This is a genomic window from Polynucleobacter sp. HIN8 (genome assembly GCF_030297615.1).
GTDB lineage: Bacteria > Pseudomonadota > Gammaproteobacteria > Burkholderiales > Burkholderiaceae > Polynucleobacter.
In genome coordinates this window covers 176,442-198,517 of record NZ_AP028139.1, presented here as the reverse complement: position 1 = coordinate 198,517, position 22,076 = coordinate 176,442, and the positions used below count along the sequence as shown (strand labels likewise).

Genomic DNA, 22,076 nt, shown 5'->3' with positions numbered 1-22,076 from the left:
CCTGAGCCAATGCCGTACCGCGAGTTCCAATTTACGGTTGTTGCTGAAATTGCCGAACCCTTGGGGGATGCCCTTATGGAACTGGGGGCACTGTCGATTTCGGTTGAAGATGCGACTGCGGGTGGCTATGATGAAAACCCTTTGTATGGCGAGCCAGGATTATCGCCAGACGTGCAAGCATGGGATTTATCCGTTGTTAAGGCGCTTTTTGATCAAACCCAAGAAGTAAATAAGGAAGAGCTCGCCAGCACTTTATTAGAGGCTGGGTTTGCCGTTCAAACCCCTACTGAATCGATTGTGGCAGATCAAGATTGGGTGTCGATGACACAAAATCAATTTGATCCCATTCCGATTGGTGAGCGCATGTGGATTGTTCCCTCATGGCACCCAAAACCCTCTGCACCAGAGGCAATCTGCCTAGCAATGGATCCAGGGCTTGCATTTGGGACGGGTAGCCACCCCACCACTCGACTGTGCCTTGAATGGCTTGAGCAATATAGCGCCAGTGGAATTTGTAAAAGCCAAAGCGTATTGGATTATGGATGCGGTTCTGGAATTTTGGCAATTGCCGCCAAAAAACTGGGCTTTCAAACGGTTTTTGGTACCGATATTGACCCTCAGGCAATTGAATCGGCTCGTGCGAATGCCAATCATAACCAAACGGATATTGAGTTTCAACTGCCCGACGATATTGATGTTGCAATTGGTTCCCGGCTCTTTGATGTTGTGATTGCCAATATTTTGGCTAACCCTTTGCAAGTTTTAGCCCCTGCTCTAATCGCACGCGTTCAAGATGGTGGGCAACTAATTCTGTCAGGCATCCTGGAGCGGCAAGCACAAGAGGTTATTGATTGCTATAAAAACGCTATTCCTCTCTCAATCTGGAGGGTTTCGGAGGGCTGGGTTTGCCTGCATGGTCAAAAACCAGTCTCTATGCCAAATCAGATTTCGAATGCGCCCTTGATTGAGGATGCTGAAATACCGAATCGCGTAATTGCTGGTACTTTTGTTGCAAAGATCAATCGCCATCGTCCGCAAGCGCTTTTTATTGCCACTGGACTATTTATTACCATCAGTTGCTTCGTTGTATGGAGTCTTTGGCGTATCCCAATCTTGCATTTTTTGGCTCCCAGTATAGATAAAAACCCGAGCCCAATTGCCTTACATGGCTTTGAGTTAATACAAACCATGGATCGGGTAATTTGTAAGGTATTACCTTGCGCTCGAGCTGCCGCGATCGATTTCAAAGCTTGGCGCTTTCAACTTGCTAATCTTGGTATGGATGAAGCGAAGCGTGGGGAAGAAGTGCAGTCCATCTTGCAAATCGAGCTACAAAACCGCCTATTGATTCCTGTTGCAATCCCCCATCTCGAACTAACACTGAGCGATGCCGATGAAAATACGATTACTCAAATTCTGATAGGCCCCAGAGAATGGCTCCCAAAAACCTGGCAAAACGCTCACCCTGACTTTGAGCAAACCGGGGCCCCACCCAAAGAACAATTTAACCTTTCTATTCCCCTGCGACTTCCTGCCAATACGGCAGGCTATCGCTTACGTGTAGCATATCCCTCTTTCACTCAATCACCATCCCTTTAGAGAACTTTATGGCAAGTATTATTTGTGGCTCCATTGCGTATGACACGATCATGACCTTTGAGGGTCGCTTTCAAGATCAAATTCTTCCTGAACAAATTCATATTCTGAATGTCGCTTTTTTGGTTCCCAGCATGCGTAGAGAGTTTGGGGGTTGCGCCGGGAACATTGGCTATAACCTCCAACTCCTCGGCGGCAAACCTCTCATCATGGCAACTGTGGGAGCGGATGCAGATCCTTACCTCTCCCACCTCGAGAGGCTAGGAATAAGTCGCCAGTTCATTAAGAAGCTGGATCAGGCCTTCACAGCTCAAGCGATGATTACTACCGATCTTGCCAACAATCAAATTACTGCATTTCATCCTGGGGCGATGAATGATTCCCACACCAATCGAGTAAGCGACTGTATAGCCCATCTGTCGAATAACGATCGACACATTGGCATCGTCGCTCCAGATGGTCGAATTGGTATGTGGGAACACTGCCATCAATTTTCGCAGGCCAAGATTCCATTCATTTTCGATCCAGGTCAGGGGCTGCCAATGTTTAATGGTCAAGAGCTTCTAGAGCTTGTAGATCTCGCCACCTATGTTGCTGTAAATGACTATGAGGCTGAAATGCTTTGCCAACGCACCGGTTTATCGCTTCACGAGCTTGCCAATCGACTTGAGGCGCTAATTGTTACTAAAGGTGCTCAAGGAGCGCAAATTCATACGCAAGACAAGGTGATTGACATTCCTGCAGTCCCGGCTGAGAAAGTCGCCGACCCAACCGGTTGCGGTGATGCATTTCGGGGTGGTCTACTATATGGTCTTGAAAAAGGTTTGGACTGGGAGACGACTGGACGCTTAGCGAGTCTCATGGGATCGATCAAAATCGCTCACCAAGGCCCCCAAAACCATCAACCAACGCGCGCTGAAATTAGCGATCGCTTCAAAGCTGCTTTTGGGACGGCTATTACCCTCTAAATAAAAATGGGGTCCCGAAGGACCCCATCCAGACTACTTCAACTATCCACCAAGCTGACGCTTAGGGACGGCTGCCTGTAGGAAATGGCCAAGCCGCAGCCGGATTCAACGCAGTTTGCGTTGGAGCAGCAACGGCGGGCTTAGCCGCGGGCTTTTTTACAGAAGCCCCTTTCTTCTTGGCAGCAGGCCTTTTCTTAGCTGCTTTTTTAGCAGGCTTTTTCTTGGCAGCTTTTTTCTTTTTAGCAGCAGGACGCTTTTTGGCTACTTTTTTCTTAGCAGCTTTTTTAGCGGCAGGCTTCTTCGCTGCTTTTTTGGCAGCTGGGCGCTTTGCTGCTTTTTTGGCAGCTGGGCGCTTCTTCGCTGCTTTTTTGGCAGCTGGTTTCTTAGCAGCTACTTTTTTCTTAGCAGCTGGTTTCTTTGCAGCAGACTTCTTTTTGGCGATTGCCATAGTGATTCTCCTTCACGTGTGAGGATTAGAACAAACTACTGATTAAGAAAACCCGACCATGACTCCAAGCTGCGCCTTGCGGTGCACCATGGGAAACGAGCGAGCTATTCATCGGCGCGCGGCTTACTACAGGGTGCTGCACGCTAATGAATCCTGGAAAAAAAGCTGCGGCCCTTGCGGGAAGCAGCTTTTCAAAGAGGGTAGAAAAAATTGGGAAGAAGGCCCAGTCACCCTGTTGCAAGGGTTTTCGCAGTTTTGCCAGTTTCAAGTGACTACAAATACTAATCAACCGAACTATCTCCTATGTTGCCGGAGGAAGCGCTGGTCTAGCTTTTTGTTACTCCCAATTCAGCGCACCACCGGTTTGATACTCAATTACTCTAGTCTCAAAAAAGTTTCTCTCTTTTTTCAGATCTATCATTTCTGACATCCATGGAAAAGGATTCTCTTCATTTGGATACATTGCGTCAAGTCCTATTTGCATACAACGACGATTACAGATGAAGCGAAGGTAACTTTTGAACATCGGAGCATTGAGCCCAAGCACCCCTCTTGGCATCGTATCCTCGGCATAGCGATACTCCAATTCAACTGCTTTTTCAAAGATGCTCCGAATCTCTTCTTTGAACGCGGAAGTCCATAACTGCGGGTTCTCCAGCTTAATTTGGTTGATTAAATCGATGCCAAAATTGCAATGCATCGACTCATCGCGCAAGATGTATTGATACTGTTCTGCAGCCCCCATCATTTTGTTCTGACGACCCATTGCGAGGATTTGCGTAAAACCAACATAAAAGAACAAACCTTCCATTACGCAAGCAAAAACAATCAGTGAACGCAGTAATTTTTGATCATTTTCCAGTGTGCCAGTCTTAAATGCGGGGTCGGTTAGCACGTCAATGAACGGAATCAAGAACTCATCTTTGTCCCGAATCGACGGAACCTCATGGTAGGCATTGAAGATTTCTGCCTGATCCAGACCCAAAGACTCGACAATGTATTGGTAGGCGTGCGTGTGAATAGCCTCCTCAAAAGCTTGGCGCAATAGATACTGACGGCACTCGGGAGCAGTAATCTGACGATAGGTTCCCAATACGATGTTATTTGCAGCTAAGGAATCGGCCGTAACAAAGAAACCCAAATTACGCTTAATAATGCGCCGCTCATCTTCAGTAAGCCCATTGGGGTCTTTCCAGAGCGCAATATCACGATTCATATTGATTTCTTGGGGCATCCAATGGTTCGCGCAGCCAGCCAAATACTTTTCCCAGGCCCACTTGTACTTAAAAGGAACTAACTGATTGACGTCGGTCGTACCATTAATCACTCGCTTATCGGCAACGTTCACGCGGCGCTCGGTTGCGTCAGTCGTTAGTTTTGGAGCAGCTTGCACCGGAGGAGCAACCGCGACCTGATCGGCCACAGGAGCAACCTGCACCGGTGGAACTGCCATCGGCGAGGGTGGTGGCACAAACCCCGCTTTAGCAAGGGCTGGTGCCACTTCTTCATCCCAGTTCAACATACTCTTCTCCTAGTTCGTACTTGTTCTATTGTTTTAATTAAGCTTACTGACAGGCTTCACATTCTTCAAATCCTGGGTCGCCAGGCCGCATAGTGCAAACCGGACCATCCGCCGCAATCGCACCGGCAGTACTGGCAGCCCCACTAGAGACCGCATTAAGTTGGCCAGTGGCAACCGTTGATTTCTCAACATGGGTTGCCGCCATCGTCCGCAAGTAATACGTTGTTTTTAAACCCCGAATCCAAGCCAACTTATACGTGTCATCCAACTTCTTACCTGAGGCACCGGCCATATAGATATTGAGCGATTGCGCTTGATCGATCCACTTCTGGCGACGTGAAGCAGCCTCAACCAGCCAGCTTGGCTCAACCTCAAAGGCGGTGGCATATAAATCACGTAAATCTTGGGGAACGCGATCAATTTTGGACAGAGTGCCATCAAAATACTTCAAATCAGCGATCATGACCTCATCCCAAAGTCCGCGATCTTTTAAGTCCCGCACCAGGTAGTCATTTACCACGGTGAACTCGCCAGAAAGATTCGATTTCACAAAGAGGTTCTGGAAGGTTGGCTCAATGCAGGCGGAGACGCCAATAATATTGGAAATCGTGGCGGTTGGAGCAATTGCCACGCAATTGGAGTTGCGCATACCGTGTTGCTTGATCTGGGCGCGCAAGGCGTTCCAATCCATCGTGCTGGACTGATCTACCTCGACATAGCCACCACGCTCCTCTTGAAGCATCTTCAGGGTATCCTGAGGCAGAATGCCGCGATCCCACAATGATCCTTGGTAACTACTGTAGGTACCGCGTTCTTTGGCAAGTTCACTCGACGCCTGATAGGCATAGTAGCAAACCGCTTCCATCGATGTATCAGCAAACTTAACCGCGGCCTCACTCGCATACGGAATGCGTTGCATGTGCAAGCAATCTTGGAAGCCCATAATTCCAAGGCCGACTGGGCGGTGCTTCATATTGGAGTTACGAGCCTTAGCAACCGCGTAGTAATTGATGTCAATTACGTTATCGAGCATTCGCATCGCAGTCTGAATCGTTTTCTTCAGCTTAGCGTGATCGAGCACCATCTGACCATTGGCATCGGTGGTCATGTGGGCGGTGAGGTTGACTGAGCCTAAATTACATACAGCAATTTCAGTCTCATTGGTGTTGAGGGTAATCTCGGTACACAAATTCGATGAATGAACCACACCCACATGCTGTTGGGGGCTACGAATATTGCAAGGATCTTTATACGTAATCCAAGGATGTCCAGTCTCAAACAGCATCGCTAACATCTTGCGCCATAACTGAACCGCAGGGATTTTCTTCGATGGCTTAATTTCTCCTGCCTCGGCACGTTTCTCATAGGCAATGTAAGCTTGCTCAAAAGCTTTGCCATACTTATCGTGTAAATCAGGAGTGCTGGATGGAGAAAACAAAGTCCATTCCCCGTTTTCCATCACCCGCTTCATAAACAAATCAGGGATCCAATTGGACGTGTTCATGTCGTGGGTACGGCGACGATCGTCACCGGTATTTTTACGAAGCTCCAAGAACTCTTCAATATCCAGGTGCCAAGTTTCCAAGTAAGCGCAGACTGCGCCTTTGCGCTTACCGCCCTGATTCACAGCCACCGCTGTGTCGTTCACAACCTTCAGAAAAGGGACAACGCCCTGGGACTTGCCATTGGTCCCCTTGATATGACTTCCCAATGCACGTACATTGGTCCAGTCATTCCCCAAGCCACCAGCAAATTTAGATAACAAGGCATTCTCCTTAAGTGCCTCATAAATACCATCTAAGTCGTCATCCACCGTGGTCAGGTAGCAACTCGATAATTGCGAGCGCAACGTTGCTGAATTAAACAACGTTGGGGTACTCGACATAAAGTCAAAGGTTGAGAGAACTTCATAAAACTCAATTGCACGGCGCTCACGCTCAGGCTCATTTAAAGCCAAGCCCATCGCCACCCGCATGAAAAACGCCTGCGGCATTTCAATGCGGTGATCTTCGATATGCAAGAAATAACGATCGTAGAGGGTCTGGAGGCCTAAATAATTAAATTGCAAATCCCGGTCAGCATTAAGGGCTGCCGAGATTTTGCTCAGATCAAACTCTAAAAGGCGGGGGTCTAAGAGTTCCGCCTCAATGCCCTTACGAATAAATTGAGGGAAGTAGTTCGGATACTCGGACTGCATATCGCCTTGCAAGACCTCGCGTCCTAGAATTTCCTTACGAATCACATGCATCAATATGCGAGCGGTTACCTGACTGTAAGCAGGATCTTTCTCAATCAAGGTACGGGACGCCAAAATAGCGGAGTCATAGACCTGAGCCATGGGGACGCCATCATAAAGATTCTTGATGGTCTCGGTCATGATGGGGCTAGCATCAATATGGTTACCCAATCCTTCGCACGCCGCCTCAATCACACTGCGTAAAGCAGCCACGTTCAGGGGTTTGCTAACACCGTTGTCATTCACTTGAACGGAAGGCAGGCTTGGGTCCGTAGCTTGTTCTTGGGCAGCACTTTGTTGGGCTGCGCGCTCTTGGTTACGCTTTTCGCGATAAAGAACATAAGCGCGAGCAACGTTATGCTCACCGCTACGCATCAAAGCTAACTCAACTTGGTCCTGGATATCTTCAATATGAAACGTTCCGCCATTGGGACGGCTGCGCAATAGTGCACGTACAACGTTCTGGGTTAATTGCTCAACCTGCTCACGAATTCTTGCTGAGGCGGCGCCCTGTCCACCATTCACTGCCAAAAAGGCTTTAGTGACAGCAATTGCAATTTTGGAAGGCTCAAAAGCCACTACCGAACCATTGCGACGAATAATTTTGTAGTCTGAAAGCTGGGTGGTTTGAGCAAGACCTACGCCACCCGCCACATAGTTGGCGGACGGGGTTTGGGTCAAATTACCTACCGGGCTAACGCCTTCATGACTCATGGTGCCTGCTTGGCCAGCTGCTTGAGGATCGGCGAAGGTCATATTGCTCCTGCTATATATATGTATTTATTGGAAAAAAGACAAATTTGTAACAAAAACACTAGATGTAGTGGTTTTGAATCGTTCTAGATACTAAGTATAGGTAAATATTTTATATTAGGTAAGTCCTTTTTTACAGAATTTATTAGTAATTTCCCTATTTTTGATAGAAATGAAATCTTCAAAAAGGGTGATGTAAGCGTACGCTTACCTGATGAAGAAACAGTTAGCGAGAGTCGACCCCAAAGGGCAATTGTTCCTGACTTAGGTTTGCCAATCGTTGTATTCGAGCCCAATCGAATGATTTCCCGGGATCCGTCTTACGATCGGGCGCAATATCGCTATGCCCAGCAAAACGCATGGCCGGAAAATTTTTCTCCAATAAGGCAATTAGTTGGCTCAATGCCGTGTATTGCTCATTTGTAAAAGCCGATTCCCCATCACCTTCTAGCTCAATACCGATTGAGAAATCATTGCAGCGCTCCCGCTCAAAAAATTGCGATACTCCTGCATGCCAAGCCCGCTTATGAACTGACACCAGTTGAACTAATTGTCCATCACGATCAATCAAAAAATGGCTTGAAACCTTCTGATGCGCAATTTGTTCAAAATAAGGGTGGGCACGAGGATCTAGCTTGTTTTGAAAAAAATCAATAATGTGTCCTCGACCGAATTGACCGGGCGGCAAACTAATGTGATGGATCACCACCAGATCGGGCTCAATTTGGGTGGGTCGCTCATCAAAGTTTGGGGAAGCCCGCCATTGCGCTTTGCCCCACCAACCCTTCTGACTAAGACTATCGCGATGATCGACGCAGCAGTAATAGCGACCATCCCAGGCAATGGCATCCTCTTCGGGCAAGTGAAGATCGCAGTAGGAACAAGAGACCATACGCTTTGCCTTTAGCGGCGGCGGCGCTACTTTAGGCTCTGCCGATTTTTCTTGATCTCGCTTTTTCTTAACCACGAACCACCAATAGGCAAAACCCAATCCCAAAGCCAGCAAAATCCATTTCAGCAAAATTAGGCTCTCTGCAAAATCACTTCGGCCACAAAGCGGGTACCTGCATAAGTCAAAAGCAGAGCCACAAATCCACCTAGAACCCACCGCACCGCAGTTGGTCCGCGTAAACCAACGCGTAGGCGCGCAACCACCAAACCACTAAATAAAAGCCATGATAAGAGTGCAAACACCGTTTTATGGTCAAAAACCAGTGGTTTACCAAACAGCTCTTGCGAGAAAAATAAGCCTGAGAAAACAGTCATACTTAAAAGTACATAACCGACATAGAGGAGGCGAAACAAAAAGCTCTCCATGGTCAATAATGGCGGCAGACTCTCAATCCAAGTTGGGGCGCCGCCCATACCATTGGCCATGCCCTTACGCAAAGCACGATCTTGCAGGTTCATTAATACCGCTAGCATTGCTGTTAGGCTAAAAAAGCCTACCGCAAAGGTTGCCACAATAAAATGTGCCTTAAACCAAGGATCAGATACTGCGCGCTGAGAAATGACCGAACCCGGGAAAAGATCCGGCAAGATTGCACAAAACATCGCCATACTAATGGTCATCAACCGTAAGCTTGAAATTGGCAAGAAAAAGCTTTGAATCCAGTAAAAACTCAACCCCACCCAAGCCATAAGGGACAAATCCTGCGCGAAACCAAACACAAAGTGCTCGCCGTTAAAAATCGACTCGTATAACAAAATTCCGTGAATGATCAAAACGATCAGAATCAGAATTTGCACTAAGCCAATAAAAAACGGGGTTTCAGGGCGCTTTTGATCGCGATAGCCCAAAACAATAATCAGCAGAAGATAAAGTAGGGATGGCAGCCAACCAAATCCCGAGTAACCTAAAATAGTCATTTCGAAAGTCTAATCGATAAATGCTTGAGAATCTGACCGATCGCCTAAGTCGTGTGGTTAAAACCATGCGAGGGCAAGCTCGCCTAACAGAAAGCAATACCGCGGATATGCTTCGCGAGATTCGTCTCGCTTTACTTGAGGCAGACGTTGCTTTACCGGTTGTTAAGAGCCTCATGGAGCAAATCAAGTTCAAGGCACTCGGTGAGGATGTGGTGGGCAGCCTAACGCCTGGTCAAGCTTTGGTGGGGGTGGTACAACGCGAGCTAACCCTCATCATGGGCGGAGATGAGGAAAGCCGTGGCAAATTAAATTTAGCCACTCAACCCCCTGCGGTCATCCTAATGGCTGGCTTGCAAGGAGCAGGTAAAACAACATCGGTAGCTAAACTTGCCAAATTTTTACAAGAAAAGTTCAAGAAAAAAGTTCTAACGGTGTCGTGCGATGTGTATCGTCCGGCCGCAATCGAACAATTAAAAACCGTCAGCGCTCAAGTTGGAGCCGATTTCTTTCCAAGCTCATCCGATCAAAAACCCATTGACATCGCAAATGCCGCTCTTGATTGGGCTAAGCGCCATTACCACGATGTTTTAATTGTTGATACGGCAGGTCGTTTAGGCATTGATGAGCAAATGATGCAAGAGATCAAATCATTGCATGCCAGTGTGAAACCGATTGAAACCCTTTTTGTGGTTGATGCAATGCTCGGTCAAGACGCCATCAATACGGCACGGGCTTTTCATGAAGCATTGCCTTTGAGCGGAGTCATTCTCACCAAACTGGACGGTGATTCCCGCGGGGGTGCAGCGTTATCGGTTCGTCACATCACCGGGGTGCCCATCAAATTTATTGGTGTTGCAGAAAAGATGGATGGGCTTGAGGCGTTTGATGCCGAGCGAATGACCAATCGCATATTGGGCATGGGCGATATCTTGGCATTGGTTGAGCAAGCCCAGCAAAATGTCGATGTTGAGCAAGCCCAAAAGATTGCCAAAAAAATACAAAAGGGCGGCTTTGATCTTGGTGATTTCCGAGAGCAAATTAAGCAAATGCAAAACATGGGTGGCATGGCTAATCTTCTCGATAAACTACCCAGCCAAATCGCACAACAGGCTAGCAAAGCCAACTTAGGAATGGCTGATAAACAAATGAAACACATGCAAGGAATCATAGATAGCATGACCCCTCAAGAGCGTGCCAAACCCGAACTATTAAAGGCAAGTCGTAAGCGTCGAATTGCAGCAGGCGCGGGAGTTCAGGTCCAAGAGGTCAATCGTCTCTTGGCGCAATTTGAACAAATGCAAGGGATGATGAAACAAATGAAAGGTGGCAAGATGGCCAAAATGATGGGTTCGCTTGCCGCTCGCGGAGCCGCCAAAGGGCTTGGCGGACTGTTCAAAAAGTAGGGCTTAAATCAAGTTATTTTTTGCAGTATGGATTGCAGTAGTAATGGTATGCGCAATTGAGGTAAGCGGAATTAATTGAGCGGCACTTTCACGTCGCCCCTGAAACTCAACCTGACCCTCTTTAAGACCACGCTCGCCAATCACAACACGATAAGGAACTCCGATCAACTCCCAGTCTGCAAACATGGCGCCAGGACGCTCACCGCGATCATCCAAAACCACATCCACGCCAGCAGCAAGAAGTTCTTGATGTAAATGATTCGCAGCCTCACGAACGGCATCGGATTTATCGTAGCCCACAGGACAAATCACGACCTCAAATGGGGCCATGGAAATCGGCCAAATAATCCCGCGCTGGTCATGACCCTGCTCAATCGCAGCGCCCAATAAACGGGTCACACCAATTCCGTAACAGCCCATCACCATGGCTTGAGCTTTGCCGTTTTCATCGAGATAGGTGCACTTCATCGCCTCTGAATAACGGGTCCCCAGTTGAAAAACATGGCCTACCTCAATACCGCGACAAATCTCGACGGTACCTTTGCCATCCGGAGAGGGGTCACCAAGCACTGCATTACGAACATCCGCTACCAGTGGCTCAGGTACATCTCGCCCCCAATTTACACCGGTCAAGTGAAAGCCTTCCGCATTGGCACCGCATACAAAATCGCTCATATTTGCGACAGTCCGATCAGCAATCACTTGGACTGAAGTAGGCAAGCCAACCGGACCCAAATAACCCACCGGAGAACCGCAAGCCACCTGGATTTCCGCATCAGTGGCAAAGCGGAAGGCGCCCAAGCCAGCAATTTTATTAACCTTGATTTCATTGAGCTCATGATCACCCCTGAGCAACACCATGAATAATTTAGCGGGTCCGGTCTCTTGATCAACTGCCAACACTAAAGATTTGATCGTGCGCATCAAATCCATCTTAAGAAATTGTGCAACATCCTCGCAACGCTTTTGACCTGGCGTTGCCACTTTTTGCATACTTTCTTTTGGAGCGGCTCGCTGCGCAATGAGAGCAACCGATTCAGCGGCTTCTAAGTTGGCGGCGTAATCCGAATTGGGGCAATAAACAATCGCATCTTCGCCCGTATCGGCAATCACATGAAACTCTTGACTACCAGACCCTCCGATCGCACCATTGTCGGCAGCGACAGCCCGAAACTGTAAGCCCATGCGCTGAAAGATTCGGACATAGGCATCGAACATGAGGGCATAGGATTTTTTCAAACCCGCCTGATCGCGATCGAATGAATAGGCATCTTTCATGCTGAACTCACGACCTCGCATAATCCCAAAACGAGGGCGGCGCTCATCACGAAATTTTGTCTGGATTTGATAAAAATTGACTGGTAGCTGCTTATAGCTTCTGATCTCCGAACGAGCAAGATCAGTAATGACTTCTTCGGAGGTTGGCTGAATTAGGTAATCGCGCTCATGGCGATCTTTAATCCGTAATAACTCGGGTCCCATTTTTTCCCAACGGCCCGTCTCTTGCCATAGTTCAGCAGGCTGAACTACTGGCATCAGAAGCTCGATTGCTCCTGCGCGATTCATTTCTTCTCGAATAATGTTCTCAACCTTTCGAATTACCTTAAGCCCGAGAGGGAGATAGTTATAAATTCCGGCACTTAATTTACGAATGAGCCCAGCGCGCACCATCAATTGATGGGACACGATTTCAGCATCCGCTGGAGCCTCTTTCAGGGTTGCAAGAAAGGTTTGTGAAGCTTTCATGAGTGACTATAATCAAATCGTTGATTTTAAAGGATTAAAGATTAAGGGCTAAAAGGTACGATTATGCTTGACCGCGAGGGCTATCGACCTAATGTTGGTATCGTTCTTCTCAATGCTCGTAACGAAGTATTTTGGGGCAAACGAATTGGACAACACTCCTGGCAATTTCCGCAAGGAGGAATTGCGCACGGAGAAAGTCCCGAAGAAGCGATGTATCGTGAACTTCACGAAGAGGTAGGGCTTTTTCCCCACCATGTCGAAATTATTGGACGAACCCGTGATTGGATTCGCTACGATGTGCCTGAGGAGTTTTTGCGACGCCAAATCAATCACCGTCATCAGCGCGTGGCCTATAAGGGACAAAAACAAATTTGGTTCTTACTCAGAATGCTAGGTCAGGATCACGAAATTCAGCTTCGAGCCACTGGTCACCCTGAATTTGATGCCTGGCGTTGGCATCCCTATTGGATTGAACTTGATACCGTGATTGATTTCAAGCGCGAGGTATATCAACTGGCGCTCTCCGAACTTGCCCGGTTTATCGCCACCACCAACCAAATGCAGCAATTAGTCTGGGGGGCGCCATTGCATGCCTCACATTCATCATGAATAAATCCTGGCTGCTACTTTTTGCTTCATTCACGTTGGTATTAAGCGCCTGCTTCTCTGATCCTTTAGCGGATGGTACCGACCCTTATGCGCCAACGGTTTTCAAAGAGGGTAATACCCTCATGCCTCTCAATCCGCCGAATAAAAAATATTTGGTGCCTTTTTCTGTCTCGCAAACCACAATTTTCAAGTTTGCGGTCGATACCGAATCCATCAAGATTGGGAATGATGGGGTGACCCGATACATTGTTGTTATTACGAATCCCTCTGGCGGTCAAAATGCGTACTTTGAAGGAATTCGGTGCGACACCTTTCAGTGGCGCCTGTATGGAACCCTTGAAACCAATCAACAATGGCGAGCCAATCCATTGGGGAGTTGGTTGGCCATTAAAGATAATGTGCCAAATCGATATCAGGCAGCCTTAGCTCAGGGTGCTTTTTGTAATCTAGCATCCCAAGAAAAAAGTTATGCCAAAGTAGTGAAGTCACTTGACCCGAAGAATTTTCTCGGAATCATTGCACCGGTGGGGACTGAAGAAGAATTACCAACCATTCGCTAATCAGGATTTACTGAGTAACGTTCCAATAGATTCGCCTTGATAAAGGCGCACGAGGATATTGGGTTCTCGACCCGAAGCAATGACGGTACTGGCACCGGTTCCTACCGCCGTTTTTGCTGCCAGTACTTTAGTCAGCATTCCGCCTTTGCCTAAATCACTACCAGCACCGCCAGCCATACGCTCCAAAGTGGGGTCGCCCGCAATTGCAAAATCAACCATCGTGGCAGAAGTATCTCTCCGAGGATCGGCGGTATATAGCCCGCCTTGATCGGTCAAAATTACCAAAGCATCGGCGTGAACTAAATTAACGACAAGCGCTGCTAAGCTATCGTTATCCCCAAATTTAATTTCATCGGTGACAACCGTATCGTTCTCATTAATGATCGGAACAACGCCTAAAGACAACAGCGTTTGCAAGGTTGCCTTCGCATTTGCATTGCGCTCCTCATTGGCTAAGTCAGCATTGGTCAATAAAACCTGCGCAGTATGCACACCAAATTTAGCGAAGCACGATTCGTAAACCTGAACCAAGCCCATCTGACCAACCGCTGCTGCTGCTTGGAGCTGATGAATTTCTTGTGGACGCTGAGTCCAGGCCAAGCGCTGCATTCCCTCGGCAATCGCTCCGGAACTCACCATCAATACCTGGCAGCCTTGCTTTAGTAAAGTGGATACCTGCTCTGCCCATGTAGCAATTGCATTTCGATCTAATCCAGCGCCATTATTGGTCACCAAGGTCGATCCAACCTTCACAACAATTCGTTTTGATTCTGAAATCGTTCTTTTCATCGTGATTACTCGTCTAAAAAACGGGGGTCCTCAGCGCGCTCTTCCTCTAGGTCACGATCTTTACGAAGCCCATCTAAATAGTCTTGAATTCCATAACACAGGCGATCGCAACCTTCACCCGTAAGGGCTGAGACCTCAAATACGGGGCCTTTCCATTTAAAGCGCTTTAAGAAATCGGCAATGATGCGCTCTCGCTCCTCGGGTTGCAGCATATCGATCTTATTCAAAACAAGCCATCTTGGCTTTTGATAGAGGGCTTCATCGTATTTACGAAGCTCATTGACAATCGCCTTAGCGTCAGCGACCACATCAACATTCTCATCAAAAGGGGCAATATCAACAAGATGCAACAGCACGCCAGTTCGTTGCAGATGCCTTAAAAACCGATGACCAAGCCCAGCACCCTCGGCAGCTCCTTCAATCAAACCAGGTATGTCTGCAATCACAAAGCTCCGCTCATTGCCAACGCGCACCACCCCCAAATTGGGATGCAAGGTTGTAAACGGATAATCAGCTATCTTTGGACGGGCATTCGATACTGCGGTAATGAGGGTTGATTTTCCAGCATTGGGCATTCCCAATAAACCCACATCGGCTAAAACTTTTAATTCTAACTTTAACTTGCGGCGCTCACCTGGCTTGCCATTGGTCTTCTGACGTGGAGCACGGTTGGTACTACTTTTGAAATGAATATTGCCCCAACCTCCAACCCCACCTTGAGCAAGGCAAATTCGCTCGCCATGTTTAGTTAAGTCGGCAATTAACTCGTTGGTCTCTAAATCCGCAATAATAGTTCCAACCGGCATCCGCAACTCGATGTCATCTCCGGCACGACCATAACAATCCGCACCTCGTCCGGGCTCGCCATTTTTAGCGGTATGGGTTTTGGAATACCGATAATCAATCAGTGTATTAATGTTTCGATCGGCAATTGCATACACACTTCCGCCGCGACCACCATCACCACCGTCAGGGCCGCCAAACTCAATAAATTTCTCGCGACGCATTGAGGCACTACCAGCACCACCATTGCCGGCAATCACTTCAATTTTGGCTTCGTCTATGAATTTCATAAATAAAAAGGCCTCGCAATTTGCGAGGCCTGTTTCTGTTGATTAACTTAGTTTAAAGAAATCTCAGTCAGGCCGCTTATGAACGAGGCAATACTGAAACTTGCGCTTTCTTCATTGCGCCTTTAACTCCAAACTCGACTTGCCCATCAATCAAGGCAAATAATGTGTGGTCCTTGCCCATGCCAACATTGACGCCAGGATGAACTTTAGTACCACGCTGACGAACAATAATTCCGCCAGCATTGATTGCTTGACCACCATAAACTTTAACGCCTAGGCGTTTTGATTCGGAATCGCGACCGTTGCGTGTTGAGCCGCCGCCTTTTTTCTGTGCCATCTTTCTCTCCTAACTCAGGCCTTGATCGACTTAATCAGAATTTCTGTGTAATTCTGACGATGGCCCTGATGTTTTTGATAATGCTTACGACGTCGCATCTTAAAGATTCTCACTTTATCGTGACGTCCCTGGGAGACTACAGTAGCCATCACAGCGGCACCATTAACCAAAGGATCGCCTACTTTAAGCGATGTGCCCTCGCCTACGGCGAGAACTTGGTCAAGAGTAATGTCGCTGCCGATGTCCGCTGGTATCTGTTCTATTTTCAATTTTTCGCCAGCAGCAACTTTATACTGTTTGCCACCGGTTTTTATGACCGCGTACATGGTTAAACCTCTCAAAAAGAACTACAAATAATTGCAAATCAACTTATTTGGCGGCATGATTTCCTTAAAAATCGGTGACTTATAGAAAATCCGCGACCATAAGCTGAGCCAAGTATTATATCTTGGATGAATAACACTGTCAAAAACAATCACTTAGGGCAAATTTTGGCCCCCATTAGCCCTGATTTAAAGGCTTTAGATGAGGTTATTCGCCGTCGACTAGCCTCTGAGGTGGTTCTGATTGACCAAATCTCGTCATACATCATTCAATCTGGTGGAAAACGGGTTCGTCCTGCACTCCTTCTATTAATGGCCAAGGCCTTGGCTGACGGTAAGGAAACTCCTCATGCTCTAGAGCTGGCAGCAGTGGTTGAATTTATCCATACCGCCACCCTACTCCACGATGATGTTGTGGATGAGTCAACGATGCGTCGAGGTAAGCAAACCGCTAACGCCGCCTTCGGAAATGCTGCAAGTGTTCTCGTGGGTGATTTTTTATATTCCCGCGCCTTCCAGATGATGGTTGCCCCTAATGATATTCGGGTGATGCAAATCCTTTCCGATGCTACGAACACCATTGCAGAGGGTGAGGTCTTGCAACTATTAAATATGAATGATCCCGAGGTGGATGAATCGAGCTACCTCCAGGTCATTCGCTATAAAACAGCAAAATTATTTGAGGCATCTGCTGAGCTCGGTGCGTTAATTTCTCAAGCAAGCGACATTCAGCGAGAACTCGCAGCAGCTTTTGGACGACATATTGGTACCGCCTTCCAACTCATGGACGATCTCCTAGACTACACCGCCGATCCCAATGAAATGGGCAAGAATGTGGGTGATGACTTACGTGAAGGTAAGCCGACTCTGCCGCTCATCTTCTTAATGGAAAAAGGTAGTGCTGATCAACAATTGCTTGCTCGGGAAGCAATCTCCCAAAACGAGGAGCTGCCCGATGACGTATTTGACCAAATCCTACAAGGTATTCACTCTTCAGGCGCCCTTGAATACACCCAAGATGCCGCGAGGCGCGAGGTGCACCTGGCCCTGAACACGATTAAAGATTTTCCACAAAACCCAGCCAGCGATTCATTGCGAGCTCTATGCGAGTACTCGCTAATTCGTCAGGGATAAAATAGAAATACGGAATGTAGCGCAGCCTGGTAGCGCACCTCGTTCGGGACGAGGGGGTCGGAGGTTCGAATCCTCTCATTCCGACCACTAACTCCCAACTGTATTTAGCCGAATTTCTTTTGCAGTAAGCCGCGCTCTCTCGGCTTCAGCTCGTAAGGCTTCAATTTCGTGCTTTGCCAAACGTTCGATATTCATATAGTCGAGTTTCCAACGGGGATCAACACTCCAGCGCAGGGTACTTTGAACTGTCGTTCGAGGACCTGGGGCAATTTCTAACACATCAAGAGCTAAGTTAAAAATGATGGATTGCGATTGCGGGTCTTGAGGTTTTGCCGCTGCATTGCCTAAAGGAAAATCATTAAATACAAAACGTGGGACTCCACAATATTCAACAATATCTTTTGCGGCTCCAACAATCACGGTTGAGAGGCCAGCATTTTCCAAATAACGCGCCAGTAACGACATGCTCTGATGGCAAATTGGGCAATTTGGAATCAACATCGCAACATCAACCCCATCGGTTTGACACATTTCCAAAATCCTTGGGGCATCATTTTCTAGGGTATGCCGTTGGCTGCGATTCGTTGGCAAACCGTAAAATCGAGGTGCAAGCTTGGCAATTCGCTGATCCAAAACTGCTTGTCTCGCTGCCTTAAGAGGGAACCAGCAAGCCATCTCGGATAAATTGGCGTGCTGTCGATCGATTCCAACATGCGCAATCCTCAAATCAGGGTCACCAAGCGTAATCATTGCGTAAGGCTCATAAAACTTCGCTTGTGCGTTATAAGGGGCTCCAGGACCTTGATCTCCTTTTGAGGGGTCATATGGAACCGCAGTTGTAATTAAAGCCAACGTTGATGCTCGCAACGGCTTTCGTAAAGGGGTAAATGGCACATTGTTGTAATGTGCCCAAACATACGGGTTGTCATAACCGAGTGCCAGGTAATAAGAGCGTGTCCGTTGCATGTATGGAATTGCGCTGTCAAATTCGGGTGCAAACGACAGTTCTGACATTTTTAGAGTAGCTCTGTGGTAATTGATAAGATCATAGTAATCATAAATACAGGAGAAAGATACTATGGCTCAGTGGCTACGCTACACTCATCAAGGCAATATTGGGTTTGGACAATTACAGGGTGATCAAATTGCTGTCCATACGGGCGACTTATTTGCTAACCCTAAGGCAAGTGGTGAACACCTCAAAGTTCAGGATGTAACGATTGAAACACCATGCGTTCCCAGTAAATTTATTGCCCTGGTAGATAACTTTCATGCCTTGGTAACCAAGCTTGAACATACCGTTCCGGATGAACCTTTGTACTTCCTAAAGGCAAGTAATTCTTATTTAGCCGCCGGTCAAGTCATACAGGTCCCAAAATCCTATGCGGGTAAGGTTATTTATGAGGGTGAGCTTGGAATTGTGATTGGGACAAAATGCCATGGGGTTAGCGTCGCAGATGCCGCTCAATACATTTTTGGCTATACCTGTGTCAATGACGTGACTGCTGTCGAGATTCTGAATCGAAACCCAGGCTACGCGCAATGGAGTCGTTCAAAGAGCTTTGATACTTTCGGCGTATTTGGACCAACCATTACCACCAATGTCGATCCTATGGGCTTGTCGATCAAAACGATTCTTAATGACCAAGAGCGTCAAAACTATCCGATGAGTGATACCGTTTTTACACCCTCTCAACTAGTCAGCTTAATTTCACAAGACATGACCCTTATGCCAGGCGATGTGATTGCCTGTGGAACCTCCGTGGGCGTTGGCTCCATGAAACCAGGCAGTCAGGTCAGTATCGTGATCGATGGCGTTGGGCGTCTTGATAATCGCTTTGAATAATTAATTAATACCCGGCGGCTACGGGCAAGATAAGATTCCCCTTAGAATCCTGTACGTTTTGATCTAAGTACTTAGTCAATGCATAAACAGTATTAAGGCAGGGAGTTGGGGTTCCAGTAATTCCACCCAACTCAATTACGGAGCCCAGCAAAGCATCGATCTCTAATGAGCGACCAGCCTCCAAATCTTGCAACATGGAGGTTTTATGTTTACCCACTTTTTCAGCTCCAGCAATGCGGCGCTCAATATCGACTCGAAACGTCACCCCAAGTTTTTCAGCAATCGCTTGCGCTTCAGCCATCATATTGCGAGCCAACTCTTTAGTGAGAGGGTAACGGCAAATTCCCTCTAAAGTACCGTGAGTTAAGGCGCTAATTGGATTAAATGTGAGATTACCCCAAAGCTTTAGCCAAATCTCGGCACGAATATCATCCAAGATGGGCGATTTAAAGCCTGCGGCACCCATCACATCAGAAATCTTCTGAATACGATCTGTCGATTTACCATCGAGCTCTCCGAGGGGAAAACGCACTCCCTCGACATGTCGAATGACCCCAGGTCCTTGCGTAATGGTGGCCGGATAAACAACGCAACCAATAATATTGTCCGGGCTAATGGCACGCATCACAACACCGCCTGGATCAACGGTATCGACCGGATGATCTTTGTACTTGCTATTGAGCTTCTGAAAATACCACCATGGAATTCCGTTTTGCATTGGGATCAAAATGGTATCGGGTCCAAGTGCGGCAACCAAATCATCAATGACGGGCTCCACTTGATGAGCCTTCACTGCCAAAATAATGACATCTTGTTTTGGCAAACCGCGTAAATTTTCAACAGCTTTAACTTTTGCAATGATCGGCTCAGGATGCTCATCGCTTATTAATGCAAGTCCACGCTCTTCAATGGCTCTCAGGGTAGCCCCACGCGCCATCACGGTTACCTCGTTGCCAGAATTTGCTAGCATTACCGCCAGATAACCGCCAATTGCGCCGCCGCCGCCAATCACACAGATTTTCATAAACACTCCAATTTAAATAAGATTATTGGCAATAGTACGATATTTTTTAGGGCTATTTGGATTTTCCACAACACTTCGCGGGTCTCAATTCATCCATAAAATTATTTTTCACTTTAAGTAAGCTTCTCTCAAGAAAAAAGGTCTACTCTTTTATAAGACTTAAACGCTACTGGTATTTTTAGTGAATTACTAATGAAATGGAATTACCCTAGAACAGCAGATTTTGATAGGTTTCAATACCTTAGGCCCCATTTTTGGTTTCATGATGACAGGATGATCCCCGCCTATAATCAGGTCTTGCTACTAGATGGGCCTTAATGGGGTGGTCTAAAAACCCTCCGATGATCAATCTATTTTGTCAAAAGAGGACGGTTCGATGCTGCTTTGGTTGGTAATTGCTTATCTCGGCATTTCAATTGCGATTGGTTTATACGGCGCAACAAAAGTACACAATGCCAGAGACTACATTACTGCTGGACGAAATTTGCCCATGGCCTTTGTTCTGGCAATGGTTTTTGCAACCTGGTTTGGAGCAGAGACTGTTCTTGGCATTTCTGCAACCTTTCTGGAAGAGGGATTCAGGGGACTCATTTCAGACCCTCTTGGGGCATCGGTCTGCTTAATTCTGTTTGGACTGGTATTTGCAAAACCGTTGTACCGAATGAATCTCATCACCCTTGGTGACTATTTTCGATTTCGCTACAACCGCCAAACTGAATTATTAATTTCCATTTGCATTATTGTGTCCTACCTTGGCTGGGTATCGGCTCAAATTTCAGCATTAGGTCTTACCTTTAATGTCCTTTCAAACGGTTTAGTTTCAATGAGCGATGGCATGCTCATTGGGGCCGGTGTAGTTTTGATCTACACCCTGTTTGGCGGCATGTGGTCTGTAGCGCTCACAACATTTGTACAAATGATTGTGATTGTGATCGGACTTTTGCTTGTGGCAAGTAATGCTGCGGATCAAGCAGGCGGTGTTGCGAGTGTTATTGCTAAGGCCAGTGCGGAAGGAAAATTTAATTTCTTACCAAGCCTGGACCCAATTGATATGCTCAGCTGGATTGCAGCCTTGCTCACGATTGCACTAGGCTCGATTCCCCAGCAAGATGTTTTCCAACGAGTCAACGCGGCCAAAAATGAATCGATTGCGATCTGGGCAACCACTTTGGGTGGTGTTGCCTATTTCTTTTTTGCTAGTGTTCCACTTTTCTTGGCTTACACCGCCAATATCATTGATCCACAAATGGTTGAAAAATTTCTTGCCAGCGACTCGCAAATGATTTTACCAACTCTGATCCTCGACCATATGCCATTTTTTATGCAGGTTGTTTTCTTTGGAGCACTCATATCGGTCATTATGAGCACCGCATCTGGCACTCTGCTTGCACCTTCAGTCACTTTTACTGAAAACATCTTAAAAGGGTTTTATCCTTACATGACAGATAAGCAATTTTTATGGGCAACGCGCATCACTGTATTTGTCTTTACCAGTATTGTGACCTACTATGCAATTGCTACTGAAACTAAAATTCACACGATGGTTGAGAATGCTTACCGCATTACACTTGCTGGTGCATTTGTACCCTTGGTTGCTGGATTATTTTGGAAGAGAGCGAGTGATCTAGGAGCCTTGCTAGCAATTACTTTTGGCCTAATGATGTGGATCTTGCTTGAATTCATGGGTATCGAGGAACCGGTTGAGCCCCAATTAATTGGTTTGTTAGCTAGTGCAGTTGGTATGGTTCTTGGCAGCTTCATCGCACCTCGGCTTCCAGAGGATAAATCAAACCATCCAAACAAAGTCCGGCATTAATTAGTTAATTCTCTTCGAAAGCCA

The 22,076-nt window shown here is 47.0% G+C and carries 20 protein-coding genes, 1 tRNA gene and 2 pseudogenes; 10 read left to right on the top strand and 13 right to left on the bottom strand.

Annotation, left to right across the window (positions count from 1 at the left end; genetic code table 11):
- Positions 1–9: 9 nt before the first annotated feature.
- The 3 genes and pseudogenes from prmA to QUE65_RS01070 form a co-directional block, all read left to right on the top strand.
- Positions 10–924: pseudogene (gene prmA, locus QUE65_RS01080) on the top strand (50S ribosomal protein L11 methyltransferase); the annotation flags it as partial.
- Positions 925–933: 9 nt separating this feature from the next.
- Positions 934–1,599: a DUF3426 domain-containing protein gene (locus tag QUE65_RS10360; protein ID WP_353506678.1), complete on the top strand. Its 666-nt coding sequence runs from the start codon at positions 934–936 to the stop codon at positions 1,597–1,599.
- A gap of 8 nt (positions 1,600–1,607) precedes the next feature.
- Positions 1,608–2,564 (top strand): carbohydrate kinase family protein, encoded by a 957-nt coding sequence (locus QUE65_RS01070; RefSeq protein ID WP_286281280.1) that lies wholly within the window; start codon positions 1,608–1,610, stop codon positions 2,562–2,564.
- Positions 2,565–2,625: 61 nt separating this feature from the next.
- Here QUE65_RS01070 and QUE65_RS01065 read toward each other — a convergent pair whose 3' ends face one another.
- The 6 genes from QUE65_RS01065 to QUE65_RS01040 form a co-directional block, all read right to left on the bottom strand.
- Positions 2,626–3,012, bottom strand: coding sequence for a histone (locus tag QUE65_RS01065; RefSeq protein ID WP_215371166.1), 387 nt, complete (start codon positions 3,010–3,012; stop codon positions 2,626–2,628).
- Positions 3,013–3,037: 25 nt separating this feature from the next.
- Positions 3,038–3,280, bottom strand: coding sequence for a hypothetical protein (locus QUE65_RS01060; RefSeq protein WP_286281278.1), 243 nt, complete (start codon positions 3,278–3,280; stop codon positions 3,038–3,040).
- A 69-nt stretch (positions 3,281–3,349) separates the two neighbouring features.
- The gene (locus QUE65_RS01055) at positions 3,350–4,534 is read right to left on the bottom strand and encodes a ribonucleotide-diphosphate reductase subunit beta (protein ID WP_215371161.1); all 1,185 of its coding nucleotides are present in this window, start codon (positions 4,532–4,534) and stop codon (positions 3,350–3,352) included.
- 43 nt (positions 4,535–4,577) lie between these two features.
- Positions 4,578–7,484, bottom strand: coding sequence for a ribonucleoside-diphosphate reductase subunit alpha (locus QUE65_RS01050; RefSeq protein WP_458574772.1), 2,907 nt, complete (start codon positions 7,482–7,484; stop codon positions 4,578–4,580).
- A gap of 265 nt (positions 7,485–7,749) precedes the next feature.
- Positions 7,750–8,544 (bottom strand): 1,6-anhydro-N-acetylmuramyl-L-alanine amidase AmpD, encoded by a 795-nt coding sequence (gene ampD / locus QUE65_RS01045; RefSeq protein ID WP_286281274.1) that lies wholly within the window; start codon positions 8,542–8,544, stop codon positions 7,750–7,752.
- A 2-nt stretch (positions 8,545–8,546) separates the two neighbouring features.
- A complete protein-coding gene (locus tag QUE65_RS01040; RefSeq protein WP_215371156.1) occupies positions 8,547–9,392 on the bottom strand; it encodes a cytochrome C assembly family protein in 846 nt (281 codons plus the stop codon).
- 20 nt (positions 9,393–9,412) lie between these two features.
- Here QUE65_RS01040 and ffh point away from each other — a divergent pair, with 20 nt between their 5' ends.
- Complete coding sequence (gene ffh / locus QUE65_RS01035) at positions 9,413–10,795, top strand: signal recognition particle protein (protein ID WP_286281271.1); 1,383 nt, start codon at positions 9,413–9,415, stop codon at positions 10,793–10,795.
- A 3-nt stretch (positions 10,796–10,798) separates the two neighbouring features.
- Here ffh and QUE65_RS01030 read toward each other — a convergent pair whose 3' ends face one another.
- Positions 10,799–12,541, bottom strand: coding sequence for a proline--tRNA ligase (locus tag QUE65_RS01030; RefSeq protein WP_286281270.1), 1,743 nt, complete (start codon positions 12,539–12,541; stop codon positions 10,799–10,801).
- A 63-nt stretch (positions 12,542–12,604) separates the two neighbouring features.
- On the opposite strand from QUE65_RS01030, the gene QUE65_RS01025 reads away from it, so the two are divergent.
- Together QUE65_RS01025 and QUE65_RS01020 are read left to right on the top strand one after the other, a co-directional pair.
- Positions 12,605–13,150: an RNA pyrophosphohydrolase gene (locus QUE65_RS01025; RefSeq protein WP_215371149.1), complete on the top strand. Its 546-nt coding sequence runs from the start codon at positions 12,605–12,607 to the stop codon at positions 13,148–13,150.
- Entirely contained in the window at positions 13,147–13,710 is a 564-nt protein-coding gene (locus QUE65_RS01020; RefSeq protein WP_286281269.1) for a CNP1-like family protein, read from the top strand. The genes QUE65_RS01025 and QUE65_RS01020 overlap by 4 nt, the downstream gene beginning before the upstream one ends.
- Positions 13,711–13,722: 12 nt before the next feature.
- Here the strand turns inward: QUE65_RS01020 and proB are convergent.
- The 4 genes and pseudogenes from proB to rplU form a co-directional block, all read right to left on the bottom strand.
- Positions 13,723–14,499, bottom strand: a pseudogene (gene proB / locus QUE65_RS01015) (glutamate 5-kinase); the annotation flags it as partial.
- Positions 14,500–14,504: 5 nt separating this feature from the next.
- Entirely contained in the window at positions 14,505–15,572 is a 1,068-nt protein-coding gene (gene cgtA / locus QUE65_RS01010) for an Obg family GTPase CgtA (protein WP_286281267.1), read from the bottom strand.
- 76 nt (positions 15,573–15,648) lie between these two features.
- A complete protein-coding gene (gene rpmA, locus QUE65_RS01005; protein ID WP_215371140.1) occupies positions 15,649–15,909 on the bottom strand; it encodes a 50S ribosomal protein L27 in 261 nt (86 codons plus the stop codon).
- Between the two features lie 14 nt (positions 15,910–15,923).
- A complete protein-coding gene (gene rplU / locus QUE65_RS01000) occupies positions 15,924–16,235 on the bottom strand; it encodes a 50S ribosomal protein L21 (protein WP_286281265.1) in 312 nt (103 codons plus the stop codon).
- Between the two features lie 126 nt (positions 16,236–16,361).
- Between rplU and QUE65_RS00995 the strand changes: the two genes are divergently transcribed.
- The gene (locus QUE65_RS00995) at positions 16,362–17,366 is read left to right on the top strand and encodes a polyprenyl synthetase family protein (protein ID WP_286281262.1); all 1,005 of its coding nucleotides are present in this window, start codon (positions 16,362–16,364) and stop codon (positions 17,364–17,366) included.
- Positions 17,367–17,376: 10 nt separating this feature from the next.
- Positions 17,377–17,453: transfer RNA gene (locus QUE65_RS00990), tRNA-Pro, on the top strand.
- Here the strand turns inward: QUE65_RS00990 and QUE65_RS00985 are convergent.
- Positions 17,454–18,380: a reductase gene (locus tag QUE65_RS00985; RefSeq protein ID WP_286281261.1), complete on the bottom strand. Its 927-nt coding sequence runs from the start codon at positions 18,378–18,380 to the stop codon at positions 17,454–17,456. It abuts the tRNA gene before it with no gap.
- Between the two features lie 64 nt (positions 18,381–18,444).
- On the opposite strand from QUE65_RS00985, the gene QUE65_RS00980 reads away from it, so the two are divergent.
- The gene (locus tag QUE65_RS00980; protein ID WP_286281259.1) at positions 18,445–19,212 is read left to right on the top strand and encodes a fumarylacetoacetate hydrolase family protein; all 768 of its coding nucleotides are present in this window, start codon (positions 18,445–18,447) and stop codon (positions 19,210–19,212) included.
- A gap of 4 nt (positions 19,213–19,216) precedes the next feature.
- Here QUE65_RS00980 and QUE65_RS00975 read toward each other — a convergent pair whose 3' ends face one another.
- A complete protein-coding gene (locus QUE65_RS00975; protein WP_215371127.1) occupies positions 19,217–20,236 on the bottom strand; it encodes a 2-dehydropantoate 2-reductase in 1,020 nt (339 codons plus the stop codon).
- 376 nt (positions 20,237–20,612) lie between these two features.
- Here QUE65_RS00975 and QUE65_RS00970 point away from each other — a divergent pair, with 376 nt between their 5' ends.
- Positions 20,613–22,052: a high affinity choline transporter 1 gene (locus QUE65_RS00970; RefSeq protein ID WP_286281255.1), complete on the top strand. Its 1,440-nt coding sequence runs from the start codon at positions 20,613–20,615 to the stop codon at positions 22,050–22,052.
- Positions 22,053–22,076: the final 24 nt, after the last annotated feature.